Origin of the sequence: Streptomyces sp. NPDC020422, assembly GCF_044386705.1 — a bacterium.
Taxonomy (GTDB): Bacteria; Actinomycetota; Actinomycetes; order Streptomycetales; family Streptomycetaceae; genus Streptomyces.
This window is the reverse complement of sequence record NZ_JBIRVJ010000008.1, coordinates 119,326-132,794: the sequence shown is the minus strand read 5'-3', so window position 1 is coordinate 132,794 and position 13,469 is coordinate 119,326. Positions and strand designations below refer to the sequence as shown.

At 71.9% G+C, this 13,469-nt stretch carries 11 protein-coding genes; 9 read left to right on the top strand and 2 right to left on the bottom strand.

Features of this window, described 5'->3' with window-relative positions:
* Positions 1 to 54 precede the first annotated feature (54 nt).
* On the top strand, positions 55 to 480 hold the full coding sequence (locus ACH414_RS22475) for a Rieske (2Fe-2S) protein (RefSeq protein WP_382539958.1): 426 nt from the start codon (positions 55 to 57) through the stop codon (positions 478 to 480).
* Between the two features lie 21 nt (positions 481 to 501).
* Here ACH414_RS22475 and ACH414_RS22470 read toward each other — a convergent pair whose 3' ends face one another.
* Positions 502 to 1,431, bottom strand: a complete 930-nt coding sequence (locus tag ACH414_RS22470) for a hypothetical protein (RefSeq protein ID WP_382539955.1) — start codon at positions 1,429 to 1,431, stop codon at positions 502 to 504.
* A gap of 235 nt (positions 1,432 to 1,666) precedes the next feature.
* On the opposite strand from ACH414_RS22470, the gene ACH414_RS22465 reads away from it, so the two are divergent.
* Positions 1,667 to 2,272, top strand: a complete 606-nt coding sequence (locus tag ACH414_RS22465; protein WP_398943070.1) for a papain-like cysteine protease family protein — start codon at positions 1,667 to 1,669, stop codon at positions 2,270 to 2,272.
* A 5-nt stretch (positions 2,273 to 2,277) separates the two neighbouring features.
* Positions 2,278 to 3,069, top strand: a complete 792-nt coding sequence (locus ACH414_RS22460) for a hypothetical protein (protein WP_382539950.1) — start codon at positions 2,278 to 2,280, stop codon at positions 3,067 to 3,069.
* 160 nt (positions 3,070 to 3,229) lie between these two features.
* On the opposite strand, the gene ACH414_RS22455 is transcribed toward ACH414_RS22460, so the two are convergent.
* Complete coding sequence (locus ACH414_RS22455) at positions 3,230 to 3,985, bottom strand: SDR family NAD(P)-dependent oxidoreductase (RefSeq protein ID WP_386564938.1); 756 nt, start codon at positions 3,983 to 3,985, stop codon at positions 3,230 to 3,232.
* Positions 3,986 to 4,043: 58 nt separating this feature from the next.
* On the opposite strand from ACH414_RS22455, the gene uvrC reads away from it, so the two are divergent.
* The 6 genes from uvrC (at position 4,044) to gap (ending at position 13,396) form a co-directional block, all read left to right on the top strand.
* The gene (gene uvrC / locus ACH414_RS22450; RefSeq protein ID WP_386564937.1) at positions 4,044 to 6,023 is read left to right on the top strand and encodes an excinuclease ABC subunit UvrC; all 1,980 of its coding nucleotides are present in this window, start codon (positions 4,044 to 4,046) and stop codon (positions 6,021 to 6,023) included.
* Entirely contained in the window at positions 6,020 to 6,994 is a 975-nt protein-coding gene (rapZ, locus tag ACH414_RS22445) for an RNase adapter RapZ (RefSeq protein WP_382539942.1), read from the top strand. The genes uvrC and rapZ overlap by 4 nt, the downstream gene beginning before the upstream one ends.
* Positions 6,991 to 8,016 (top strand): uridine diphosphate-N-acetylglucosamine-binding protein YvcK, encoded by a 1,026-nt coding sequence (gene yvcK / locus ACH414_RS22440; RefSeq protein ID WP_382539940.1) that lies wholly within the window; start codon positions 6,991 to 6,993, stop codon positions 8,014 to 8,016. Before rapZ ends, yvcK begins: the two co-directional genes overlap by 4 nt.
* Positions 8,007 to 8,996, top strand: coding sequence for a DNA-binding protein WhiA (whiA, locus tag ACH414_RS22435; RefSeq protein ID WP_046911893.1), 990 nt, complete (start codon positions 8,007 to 8,009; stop codon positions 8,994 to 8,996). The genes yvcK and whiA overlap by 10 nt, the downstream gene beginning before the upstream one ends.
* Before the next feature lie 178 nt (positions 8,997 to 9,174).
* The gene (locus ACH414_RS22430) at positions 9,175 to 12,135 is read left to right on the top strand and encodes a M14 family zinc carboxypeptidase (protein ID WP_398943066.1); all 2,961 of its coding nucleotides are present in this window, start codon (positions 9,175 to 9,177) and stop codon (positions 12,133 to 12,135) included.
* A gap of 250 nt (positions 12,136 to 12,385) precedes the next feature.
* Positions 12,386 to 13,396: a type I glyceraldehyde-3-phosphate dehydrogenase gene (gap, locus tag ACH414_RS22425; RefSeq protein WP_382539935.1), complete on the top strand. Its 1,011-nt coding sequence runs from the start codon at positions 12,386 to 12,388 to the stop codon at positions 13,394 to 13,396.
* Positions 13,397 to 13,469 lie beyond the last annotated feature (73 nt).

Here is a 13,469-nt window from a genome sequence, read left to right as displayed (position 1 = left end):
CACCCGCTTCGGGTGGCTTGTCCCCGATTTCCCCCGTGAACCCGTGGAGCGCTCATGTCCGGCCAGTCCACCCGCCGCACCGTACTGAAAGGCGCCGCCCTCGCCGGGGCCGCCGGTCTGGGTGTCGCCGCCTGCTCCACGGACTCCAAGCTGGGCCACGCCGAGAACCCGACCCCGACCGCCCCGGTGACCCTCGGCGCGCCCGAGGAGGTCCCCGTCGGCGGCGCCAAGCTCTACCGCGAGCAGCGGCTCCTGGTGCACTGCCCGGCCAAGGGCCAGTACAAGGCGTTCAGCGCCCAGTGCACCCACGCCGGCTGCGTCCTCGACAAGATCGAGGACAACGAGGGCAACTGCCCCTGCCACGGCAGCCGCTTCGACGTGACCACCGGCAAGGCCGTCCAGGGCCCGGCGACCGTGCCGCTCCCCGCCGTCCCGGTCCGCGTGGAGAACGGGCGGCTGGTCGCCGGTCCGGAGGCCTAGGCACACCCGGGAGCCGGGCCCTCAGGCCCAGTCCCACTCGACCCCCAGGATCCCGGGGCGCACCCCCTGCTCCACCACGTGCACCGTGCGGTGCCGGCCGCTCAGCGTCAGTTCCGACCGGCCACCGCGCGGCGCGCCCGTCGACGCCTGCGCGAACCGCCGGCACCGCACCGGCAGCGCCGCCTCGTCGAAGCGCACCTGGAGCACGTACTGCCCGCCGGCGAAGCTGAAGCCCCGCACGTACTCCCTGCTCGCACCGCCCGTGCCGTCCTCGAAGCCGTACGCGAAGACGTACGTGTCCCCGGCCCGCAGCCGGGTGTCGAAGAGCAGCTCGGCGACGAGCACCCCCGTCTCCGCGTGCCGCCGCACCCGGCCCGTGCGGCAGTTCTCCGTCGCCCGCACCTCCACCCGGGAGGGATCGCAGCCGGGATCGCCCCAGTGGATCGCCAGATAGCGGTCGATCCCGTCCCGGTGCGCCCGCACCACCTGCTGCGAGTCCCGGCCGAGCATCTCCCGCCCCGCCCCTATCCGCACCCGCTCGTGGTGCCCGACCGTGTGCAGCCCCCCGTCCGCCGGGCTCTCCAGCTCGGCCAGCAGCCTCTCCACCACCCCGCTGGCCTCGACCAGGGAGCGGTACGAGCGGGTCGCCGGCCGCTCCACCTCGGCGCGGGCGGCGGCGTCCTCGGCGAGCAGCCGGGTCAGCGAGTTCCCCGGCAGCTGGAGCACCTCCTCCAGGGCCCGCACCGCCTTCATCGACTCGGGCCGCTGCGGGCGCCGGGCGCCCTGCTGCCAGTAGCTCAGCGAGGTCACCCCGACCTTGATGCCGCGGTGCGCCAGATGGTGCTGCACCCGCTGGAGCGGCAGTCCGCGCACCGCGAGCGCCGTGCGCAGCGCCAGGTGGAACGGGCCGGTGTGCAGCAGTTGCGCCAGATCGGCCTCGGTGTGACCCACGAGGACTCCTCAGTGAACGTTCACGGCAGGGCGGACGGGGCAGGGCGCCGCCCGGGGCGGGAGGGCAGGTGGACCCGGGGCCGCCGTTCACAGCCGGGTCACACCGTTCACAGCTCGCCGTCACCCCGCATTGAAGCGTGTTGACCCGTTCCGGACAACGGCCGATGCTCCTGACCAGCGTCCGGACGCGCTCCTCTCCTCCAACTCCCCACATCCCCACCTCGGGAGGAACGCGATGCGCAAGAGAAAGCTTTCCATCGCGGCACTCGCCGCGGCCGCCGCACTCCTCGTCCTGCCCGCAGCCCCGGCGTCCGCCGCGCCGGCCGGTTCCGGGACCCAGGGCGACACGGTGTCGGCGTACGCCTCCAAGCGCCTGAACATCACCATGCAGGCCCAGCAGAAGACCAACTGGTGCTGGGCGGGCGGCGGAAACACCATCGCCACCTGGTTCGGGCGCGGCTACACCCAGAATCAGTTCTGCAACGCCGCCTTCAACCGCCAGCAGGGCTACGACTGCCCCAACTGGCAGGCCACCCTCGGCAACGTCCAGAACGGCCTCAGCTGGGCGGGCATCAACCCCGGCTCGTACGTGGACGGCTGGCTGCGCTACTCCACGGTGCAGACCGAGATCAACGCCAACCGGCCCATCGAGACGCGGATCCAGTGGTCCAGCGGTGGCGGCCACATGCACGTGATCTACGGCTACGACGACGCCAACAGCTGGGTCTACTGGGGCGACCCCTGGCCGTCCAGCGACCGCTACAACTGGGCCTCGCACGACTGGTACGTGAACAACAACTCGTTCTCCTGGACCCACTCGCTCTACCGGATCGGGGCGTGACGACGATGAGCGTACGTATGCGTGCCGGGGCGGCCGGGCTGCTGAGCGGTGTGGTGCTCGTCGTCCTCGGGGGCGGTCCGGCCGACGCGGCCCCGGTCCCTTCCGCGCCCACGCCCGAGCAGGCGGCCGCGGCGCCCGGGACGCTCGACACGGTGGCCCGCTTCTTCAGCCGGGACGACAAGGCCGGCGCTCTTGCGCGCGCCGCCGTCACACCCCGGGTCGAGGGCGCGTCCGTGCCCGTACGGATCCTCTCGCCCGACTTCGTCGCAGGAAAGGCCGGGGCGCCGGTCGCCCGCGTCGAGTTCCACGCCAGCAAGGCGGTCGCCCCCGACGGGCGCACCGCCTCGCTCTGGACGGTGCGCGGCGCCGACGGCGGGTGGCGGGTCGTGAACATCGCGACCGGCGACGACGAGGTGCGCTACACCGAGCAGGGACGGCGGGTGCTGCCCGGCGGGGTCGTCTTCCGCGAGCCGCAGATCGACGCGTGGTACGTCCAGAAGGGGGCGAAGGTGCTGCCGCTGGACGAGGACGCGGTGCGGGCGGTCGGCAGGAACGGGACCAGCCTGGTGGCGTACCGGGAGCGGGTGGTGCGGGCCTACGGGGACAAGCTTCCCGGATCCGCGTACGCGAAGAAGGGGGCGGCGGGTGGTTACGAGGTCGCCGCCGGGTCGGCACCCGCGGCCGGCGGGTCCGCTGTCGCCGCCGCGTCCGGGGCGGCCGGGATCGGTGCCGTGCTGGTGCTCGGGCTGATCGGGGCCGGCGCGATACGGAAGCGGCGCGGGCCCGTCGGACGCTGAGGGACCGACGACCGGGAGCGGAGGCGCCCGTGAGGGCGCCGTCCGTTGTGCCCGCCCTCCCCCGGGACCCCGCCCGGGGGACCCCCGTCACCCCAGCGGGACGCGTGCCCACGACGGCGGGGGCGGGTCGGGGCGGGGAGGGCGGGCCGGCACCGGTGTCCTACTGCGCCAGGTAGCCCCCGTCCACCGGCAGGACCGCTCCCGTCACGAAGGACGCCTCGTCCGAGGCCAGGAAGAGGATGGCCGACGCCACCTCGTCCGGGTGGCCGAAGCGGGACATCGGGTGGGCCTTGGCCGCCGTCTCCAGGTACTCGGGGCCGCCCGGTTCCTCGCGTACGGCGGCCACGCGTTCCGTCTCGATCGTGCCGGGGGCGACCGCGTTGACGCGGATGCCGTGGGCGGCCCACTCCACGGCCAGGTGCTTGGTCAGGCCCGTCGCCACGAACTTCGCCGGGCCGTAGACCGCCTGCCGGGCCTGGCCGGCCACGCCCGAGACCGACGAGGTGCACACGATCGCGCCGCCCCCGCCGCGCAGCATCGCCTCGATCGCGTACTTGCAGGTCAGGAACATGCCCCGGCCGTCGACCGCCATCACCTCGTCGAAGTCGGCGGCGCTCGCCTGAGTGATGTCGAGGAGGGGGATCACCCCCGCGTTCGCCACCAGGACGTCCAGGCGGCCGAAGCGGTCCAGGGCCGTGCCGATCATGCGCCGGGCGTCCGTGTCCCGGGAGACGTCGCCCACGACCGTCACCACGCCGTCGCCGAGCGTGGCAAGCCGCTCCGCGTCCACGTCCGCCGCCACCACGCGGGCGCCCTCGCGCGCGAAGCGCAGGGCCGTCGCCCGCCCGATCCCGCTCGCCGCGCCCGTGACCACGCACACGCGGTCCGCGAGCCGTCCGGAAACCTCGTTCGCCATGTCCGGCCAACGAGCGGACCCGGCCTGAGTGTCGGTCCCCGCCAGTAGGGTGGGATCCATGGCCGACCCCTCCAGCTACCGCCCCAAGCCGGGACAGATCCCCGACTCGCCGGGGGTCTACAAATTCCGCGACGAGCACCGCCGGGTGATCTACGTCGGGAAGGCGAAGTCCCTGCGCCAGCGCCTGGCGAACTACTTCCAGCCGCTCGCCGGCCTGCACCCGCGGACGGCGACGATGGTGACCACGGCCGCCTCCGTGGAGTGGACCGTGGTCTCGACCGAGGTCGAGGCGCTGCAGCTGGAGTACTCCTGGATCAAGGAGTTCGACCCCCGGTTCAACGTGAAGTACCGGGACGACAAGAGCTACCCCTATCTCGCGGTCACGCTCGACGAGCAGTATCCGCGGGTCCAGGTCATGCGCGGGCACAAGAAGAAGGGCGTGCGCTACTTCGGGCCGTACGCGCACGCGTGGGCCATTCGCGAGACCGTCGACCTGATGCTCCGGGTGTTCCCGGTGCGGACCTGCTCCGCGGGCGTCTTCCGCAACGCCGCCTCGGCCGGGCGGCCCTGTCTGCTCGGCTACATCGGGAAGTGCTCGGCCCCCTGCGTCGGTCGGGTCACCCCCGAGGAACACCGCGAACTGGCCGAGGACTTCTGCGACTTCATGGCCGGCCGCACCGGCACGTATCTGCGTCGTCTCGAGAAGGAGATGATGCTCGCGGCCGAGGACATGGAGTACGAGAGGGCCGCCCGGCTGCGTGACGACATAGGCGCTCTGCGCAAGGCCATGGAGAAGAGCGCCGTCGTCCTCGCCGACGCCACCGACGCCGACCTGATCGCCCTCGCCGAGGACGAGCTGGAGGCGGCCGTCCAGATCTTCCACGTCCGCGGCGGCCGGGTCCGCGGCCAGCGCGGCTGGGTCACGGACAAGGTCGAGGCGGTCGACACCGCCGGGCTCGTCGAGCACGCCCTCCAGCAGCTGTACGGCGAGGAGAGCGGCGACGCCGTGCCCAAGGAGGTGCTGGTTCCCGCCCTGCCGGACGACGCCCAGGCCGTCAGCGCCTGGCTGTCCGGGCGGCGCGGTTCCGCCGTCTCGCTGCGCGTGCCGCAGCGCGGCGACAAGAAGGACCTCATGGAGACCGTCGCGCGCAACGCGCAGCAGGCGCTCGTGCTGCACAAGACCAAGCGGGCCAGCGACCTGACCACCCGCTCCCGGGCCCTGGAGGAGATCGCCGAGGCCCTGGATCTGGACTCGGCGCCGCTGCGCATCGAGTGCTTCGACATCTCCCACCTCCAGGGCGAGGACGTCGTGGCCTCCATGGTCGTCTTCGAGGACGGACTGCCCCGCAAGGGGGAGTACCGCCGCTTCCAGATCAAGGGCTTCGAGGGCCAGGACGACGTCCGGTCCATGCACGAGGTGATCAGCCGCCGCTTCAAGCGCTACCTCGCCGAGAAGGAGAAGACGGGGGAGTGGGTCGACGGGGAGGTGCCCGAGGACCTCGCCGAGGACGACGGGCGGCCCAAGCGGTTCGCCTACCCGCCGCAGCTCGTCGTCGTCGACGGCGGCCAGCCGCAGGTCGCGGCGGCCCGGCGGGCCCTGGACGAGCTGGGCATCGACGACATCGCCGTCTGCGGGCTGGCCAAGCGCCTGGAGGAGGTCTGGCTGCCCGGGGACGACGACCCCGTGGTGCTGCCCCGCTCCAGTGAGGGCCTGTACCTCCTCCAGCGGGTACGTGACACGGCTCACGACTTCGCCATCCGCTACCAGCGGTCCAAGCGGAACAAGCGCATCCGTAGCAGCCCCCTGGATGCCGTCCCGGGCCTGGGCGAGACGCGGAAACAGGCGCTGATCAAGCATTTCGGCTCGGTGAAACGGCTCCGACAGGCGACAATCGAGCAGATCTGCGAGGTTCCCGGCATGGGCCGCAAGACGGCGGAGGCCGTGGCGGTGGCCCTCGCGCAGGCGGCCCCGGCCGCGCCCGCCGTGAACACGGCCACAGGAGAGATCATGGAAGACGACGGGGGCACGACGGCATGACCACGCACGACGAGCACCACGAGCACGACCCGCACAACGAGCACGAAGACGGAGCGCCAGACATGGATACGGGCACCACGGAGCCCGCGGGCGAGAACAACGCCGACGCGGCCATCCCCGAACTCGTGATCATCTCCGGCATGTCCGGAGCCGGCCGGTCCACCGCGGCGAAGTGCCTGGAGGACCTCGGCTGGTTCGTCGTCGACAACCTGCCGCCCGCGCTGATCCCCACCATGGTGGAGCTCGGCGCCCGCTCCCAGGGCAACGTGGCCCGGATCGCGGTCGTCGTCGACGTCCGCGGGCGGCAGTTCTTCGACAACCTCCGCGACTCCCTCGCCGACCTCGACTCCAAGCAGGTCACCCGCCGGATCGTCTTCCTGGAGTCCTCCGACGACGCCCTCGTCCGGCGCTTCGAGTCGGTCCGCCGCCCGCACCCGCTCCAGGGCGACGGGCGCATCGTCGACGGCATCGCCGCCGAGCGCGACCTGCTGCGCGAGCTCCGCGGCGACGCCGACCTGGTGATCGACACCTCCAGCCTCAACGTCCACGAGCTGCGCGCCAAGATGGACGCCCAGTTCGCCGGCGAGGAGGAGCCCGAGCTGCGGGCCACCGTGATGTCCTTCGGGTTCAAGTACGGACTGCCCGTCGACGCCGACCTCGTCGTCGACATGCGCTTCCTGCCCAACCCGCACTGGGTCCCGGAGCTGCGCCCCTTCACCGGTCTGAACGAAGAGGTCGCCAACTACGTCTACAACCAGCCCGGCGCCAAGGAGTTCCTCGACCGCTACACCGAGCTGCTCCAGCTGATCGCCGCCGGATACCGCCGCGAGGGCAAGCGGTACGTGACCATCGCCGTCGGCTGTACGGGGGGCAAGCACCGCTCCGTGGCCACCGCCGAGAAGCTGGCCGCCCGCATCGCCGCGGAGGGCGTCGAGACCGTCGTCGTGCACCGGGACATGGGGCGCGAGTGAAGCCGTACAAACGGCGTGCCTCCACCCTGTCGGTGCGGCGCACGCTCCGCAGGCGCGGAGCCCAGCCCAAGGTCGTCGCCCTGGGCGGCGGCATGGGCCTGTCCGCCTCCCTGGCCGCCCTGCGGCGCATCACCGGCGACCTGACCGCCGTGGTCACCGTCGCCGACGACGGCGGCTCCAGCGGCCGGCTCCGCGAGGAGCTCGGCGTGCTGCCCCCCGGCGACCTGCGCAAGGCGCTCGCGGCGCTGTGCGGAGACGACGACTGGGGCCAGACCTGGGCCCGGGTCATCCAGCACCGCTTCCAGTCCAAGGGCGAGATGCACGGCCACGCGGTCGGCAATCTGCTGATCGTGGCGCTCTGGGAGCAGCTCGGCGACCCGGTGCAGGCCCTCGACCTGGTCGGCAAACTGCTCGGCGCGCACGGCCGGGTGCTGCCCATGTCCGCCGTCCCGCTGGAGCTCCAGGCCCTGGTCAAGGGCCACGATCCCGAGCGCCCGCAGGACGTCGACACCGTGCGCGGCCAGGCCACCGTGGCCCTGACCCCCGGCGAGGTGCAGTCCGTGCACCTGGTGCCGCACGACCCGCCGGCCGTGCCCGAGGCCGTCGCCGCGGTCCTGGACGCGGACTGGGTGGTGCTCGGCCCCGGGTCCTGGTTCTCCTCGGTGATTCCGCACCTCCTGGTGCCCGAGCTGCTCGACGCCCTGGTGGAGACCAAGGCCCGTCGGGTGCTCTCGCTGAACCTCGCGCCGCAGCCCGGAGAAACCGAGGGCTTCTCCCCGCAGCGTCATTTGGAGGTTTTGGCACGACACGCCCCTAAACTCGCCCTGGACGTGGTGCTGGCCGACGAGGCCGCCGTGCCCGACCGCGAGTCCCTCGCCGACGCCGCCAAGCGGCTCGGCGCCGCGGTCGAGCTGGCGCCCGTGGCCAGGCCCGACGGTGCTCCGAAGCACGACCCGGAGCTGTTGGCCGCCGCGTACGACCGTATTTTTCGGATGCATGGAAGGATCGGCCCATGGCGATGACGGCAGCGGTGAAGGACGAGATCTCCCGGCTCCCCGTCACCCGGACCTGCTGCAGGAAGGCCGAGGTCTCGTCGATCCTGCGGTTCGCGGGCGGGCTGCACCTGGTGAGCGGCCGGATCGTGATCGAGGCGGAGCTGGACACCGCGATGGCGGCCCGCCGCCTGAAGCGGGACATCCTGGAGATCTTCGGGCACAGCTCGGAGCTGATCGTGATGGCACCCGGCGGACTGCGCCGGGGCTCGCGTTTCGTGGTGCGGGTGGTGGCGGGCGGCGACCAGCTGGCCCGCCAGACCGGCCTGGTGGACGGCCGCGGCCGGCCCATCCGGGGACTGCCCCCGCAGGTCGTGTCGGGTGCCACCTGTGACGCGGAGGCGGCCTGGCGCGGCGCCTTCCTGGCGCACGGCTCGCTGACCGAGCCGGGCCGCTCCTCCTCCCTGGAGGTCACCTGCCCCGGCCCGGAGGCGGCGCTCGCCCTGGTCGGCGCTGCCCGCCGGCTCTCCATCGCGGCGAAGGCCCGCGAGGTGCGCGGCGTGGACCGGGTGGTGGTCCGCGACGGCGACGCCATCGGGGCCCTGCTCACCCGGCTCGGCGCACACGAGTCGGTGCTGGCCTGGGAGGAGCGGCGGATGCGCCGCGAGGTCCGCGCCACGGCCAACCGGCTCGCCAACTTCGACGACGCCAACCTGCGCCGCTCGGCGCGTGCCGCCGTCGCCGCGGGCGCCCGGGTGCAGCGCGCCCTGGAGATCCTCGCCGACGAGGTGCCCGAGCACCTCGCCGCCGCGGGCCGGCTGCGGATGGAGCACAAGCAGGCCTCCCTGGAGGAGCTGGGCGCGCTCGCCGACCCGCCGCTGACCAAGGACGCGGTGGCCGGCCGGATCCGACGGCTCCTCGCGATGGCCGACAAGCGGGCGCAGGACCTGGGCATCCCCGGCACCGAGTCCAACCTGACGGAGGAGCTCGACGACAGCCTCGTCGGCTGACCCTGGGACACCCGCTCGCCAGAACGGGTGATTCCGCTCAACTCCCGGCTGCCGGTGCCTTTCTGAGGTGCCGGCAGCTTCCGTTCCGGCGCGCCGCACGCGCCCTTGACGCGGCCTGTGAGTCCCCACGAGCCTGGCGTCTGTTCACTTTCGTGGCAGACAACAGCAAGGGGGGCTTATGAGACGCAAAGCGAGTGCAGTGCTCGCTGCGACCGCACTGCTGATCGCGGGGCTCGCGGCGGCACCCGTCGCCGGAGCGCAGCCGAACGCCGCGGGCACCGACCACGGCGACGCGCTGTCCGTATGGCGGGCCAAGGTCAGCAAGGAGCAGATGCCGCTGCTCCTCGACGCCGGCACCGACGCCCATGAACTGTCCGAGCAGGTGCCCGACCGGGGCTCCGCCACCGTCGAGCTGTATCTGACCGACGCGCAGGCCGGAAAGCTGCGCCGGGCGGGCGTCGAGCTCGCCGAGCACACCCTCTCCGCCCAGGCCGAGAAGCGGGTCGCGGGCGCCGGCGACGGCGTCTTCCGGCCGTACGGCGGCCCCGGCGGCCTCAAGCAGGAGATCCTGGACACGGCCCGCGCCCACCCGGGCCTCACCAAGGTCGTCTCCCTCGGCAAGACCCTCAAGGGCCAGGACATCCTCGCGCTCAAGGTCAGCAAGGGCGCCGCCAGGACCAAGGACGGCTCCCGGCCCGCCACGCTGTACATGTCCAACCAGCACGCCCGTGAGTGGATCACCCCGGAGATGACCCGGCGGCTGATGCACCACTACCTCGACGGCTACGGCAAGGACGCCCGCCTCACGCGGCTCGTCGACACCACCGAGCTGTGGTTCGTGCTCTCCGCCAACCCCGACGGCTACGACTTCACGCACGCCGACCCGGCCAACCGCCAGTGGCGCAAGAACCTGCGCGACAACAACGGCGACGGGCGCATCGAGTCCGGCGACGGCGTCGACCTCAACCGCAACTTCGCCTACAAGTGGGGCTACGACGACGAGGGCTCGTCGCCCGACCCGGCCGACGAGACCTTCCGCGGCGCCGGACCGATGTCCGAGCCCGAGACCCGCGCCCTCGACCGCTTCGAGAAGCGCATCGGCTTCCGCTACGGCATCAACTACCACTCCGCCGCCCAGCTGCTGCTCTACGGCGTCGGCTGGCAGGTCGCCACCGACACCCCCGACGACGTGGCCCTCAGGGCGCTCGCCGGCACCCCGCAGAAGTCCGCGGTGCCCGGCTACCGCCCGCAGGTCTCCTCCGAGCTCTACATCACCAACGGCGAGGCCGACGGACACGCCGCCAACGTCAACGGGATGCAGATGTTCACCCCGGAGATGTCGACCTGTGCCACCGCCTCCCGGGTCGACCCGAACGACGCCTGGGAGCCGGGCGACTGCGCCTCCGTCTTCACCTTCCCGGACGACGAGAAGCTGATCCAGGCCGAGTTCGCCAAGAACATCCCCTTCGCGCTCGCCGTCGCCGAGACCTCGGCCCATCCGGACCGGCCCGTCTCCCCGGTGGGCATCGAGGCCCCCGACTTCACCCCGAACGCCTTCGCCACCTCCTACGCCGCCCGCGGCCAGGAGCAGGAGGTCTCGGTCACGGCCCGCAAGTCGCTGCGCGCCAAGACCCTGAACTACCGGATCAACGGCGGCCGCACCCAGCGCGAGGGCCTGGAGCCCTGGCAGGGCGGCAAGACCTACGGCGGTCACGACAACCTCTACTTCGACGAGTACCGCGCCGAGGTCGAGGGGACGAAGCCCGGCGACAAGGTCGAGGTCTGGTACACGGCCCGCACCCGCGAGGGCAAGGCCACCGCGTCCACCCCGTTCACCTACACCGTGGCCGCACGGCCCCGCGGCGACGTCCTCGTCCTCGCCGAGGAGGGCGGCACCACCGCCGCGCGCAGCGCCGACGCCTATGTGAAGGCGCTCGCCGCCGGCGGGCGCAAGGCCGCCGTCTGGGACGTCGCCACCCAGGGCGCCCCGCACGCGCTCGGCGTGCTGAGCCACTTCCGCAGCGTCGTCTGGTACACCGGCGCCGAGCAGCCCTCCGGCGCCACGCTGCTCGCCGTGCGCGCCTACCTCAACGAGGGCGGCAAGCTGGTGAACGCCGGCGAGAAGTCCGGCGGCCTGGTCAGGATCGGCCGCGCCGAGTCCAACGACTTCGCCCAGTACTACCTCGGTGCCTACCGCAGGGCCGGCCTCAGCGGCCCCGCCTCCTTCGCCGGAACCGGCCGGCTCGGCGGCACCGGCGTGCCCCTCGGCGCGGCCGACGGCAACCCGCTCGACAACGCGGGCGCCTACACCGTCACCTCCGACACCCTGACGCCCGACCGCTTCCCGCAGTTCGCGAGCAGCGCCGCCGCGGGCGACTACCCGGGCCTCCGCACCCCCTTCGAGCCGTACGGGGGCAGCCGCTTCGCCGCGGTGCGCCACTCCGACGACGCCTGGGCGCGGCTGGCCAGGACCGTCGACCTCACCGGCGTCGCCGCCGGCTCGAAGCCGAACCTGACCTTCCAGGTCAGCTACGACACCGAGCCGGGGTACGACAACGTGATCGTCGAGGCCCACACGGTCGGCCAGGACGACTGGACCACGCTGCCCGACGCCAACGGCGGCACCTCCACCGAGGCACCCGCCGACTGCGGCGAGGGCTTCTACGTCCGCGGCCACCCCTTCCTCGCCCACTACCTCACGGTCGGCGAGGACGGCTGCGCCGTCACCGGCACCACCGGGGCCTGGAACGCCTTCACCGGCCCGTCCAACGGCTGGCGGGAGGCGCGCATCGACCTGAGCGCCTACGCGGGCAAGCAGGTCGAGCTGGCGATCTCGTACGTCTCCGACGGCGGCACCGGCGAGATGGGCGCCTTCGTCGACGATGTCCGGCTCACGGCCGGGGCGAGCACCGAGACCGAGGGCTTCGAGACCGGAACCGGCAACTGGTCCGTACCGGGAGCGCCGGCCGGCAGCCCCGGAAACAACACCGACTGGACCCGTTCGGAGGCCCTCTTCCACTCCCAGGCGGCGGTCACCACCCGTGACACCGTCCTCCTGGGCTTCGGTCTGGAGCACGTCCCGAATGCGGCGGATCGGGCGGCTCTGCTCGGAAAGGCCCTTAGTTCGCTCCGACGCTGATCCGGGTGCTCAGGAGAGCACCGATTTTTGTCACCCTGTGTAGTCGTGACTAAGGTCCCGCGGCAGCCCTTACCCGTTGGTAGGCAAGGGCTGTCGGCCTTTTTCCGGCACTTTCCGGGCTCATACGGCTGCACCGGATGTCACTCTCGGGCGCTGGGAGAGGTAGGGTCGTAAGCGGTCGGGGACATCCCAAAAGAGAAGCTCGCCGGGCGTCGAACACACCCGGCGTACCTAACGAGGAGATCGGTTCGTGACGATCCGCGTAGGCATCAACGGCTTTGGCCGTATCGGTCGCAACTACTTCCGCGCGCTCCTTGAGCAGGGTGCCGACATCGAGATCGTGGCTGTCAACGACCTGGGTGACACCGCGACCACGGCCCACCTGCTGAAGTACGACACCATCCTGGGCCGCCTCAAGGCCGAGGTGACCCACACCGCCGACACCATCACCGTCGACGGCCACACCATCAAGGTCCTGTCCGAGCGCAACCCGGCCGACATCCCCTGGGGCGACCTGGGCGTCGACATCGTCATCGAGTCGACCGGCATCTTCACGAAGAAGGCGGACGCCGAGAAGCACATCGCCGGCGGCGCCAAGAAGGTCCTCATCTCGGCTCCGGCCAGCGACGAGGACATCACCATCGTCATGGGCGTCAACCAGGACAAGTACGACCCGGCGAACCACCACGTCATCTCGAACGCGTCCTGCACCACCAACTGTGTGGCGCCGATGGCCAAGGTCCTCGACGAGAACTTCGGCATCGTCAAGGGCCTGATGACCACGGTCCACGCGTACACCAACGACCAGCGCATCCTGGACTTCCCGCACAAGGACCTGCGCCGCGCCCGCGCCGCCGCGGAGAACATCATCCCGACCACGACGGGTGCCGCCAAGGCCACCGCCCTGGTCCTGCCGCAGCTCAAGGGCAAGCTCGACGGCATCGCGATGCGCGTCCCGGTCCCGACCGGCTCCGCCACCGACCTCGTCGTCCAGCTCGACCGCGAGGTCACCAAGGACGAGGTCAACGCCGCGTTCAAGAAGGCCTCCGAGGACGGCTCGCTCAAGGGCATCCTGTTCTACACCGAGGACCCGATCGTGTCCTCGGACATCGTGAGCGACCCGGCCTCCTGCACCTTCGACGCCTCCCTGACCATGGTTCAGGACGGCAACTCGGTCAAGATCCTCGGCTGGTACGACAACGAGTGGGGCTACTCCAACCGTCTCGTCGACCTCACCGTCTTCGTCGGCGGCCAGCTCTAAACTCTAGGGCGGGCTTTCGATATGAAGCAGGGCTCGGGCAGCGCGATGAAGCGCTGTGCGAGCCCTGTGTCGT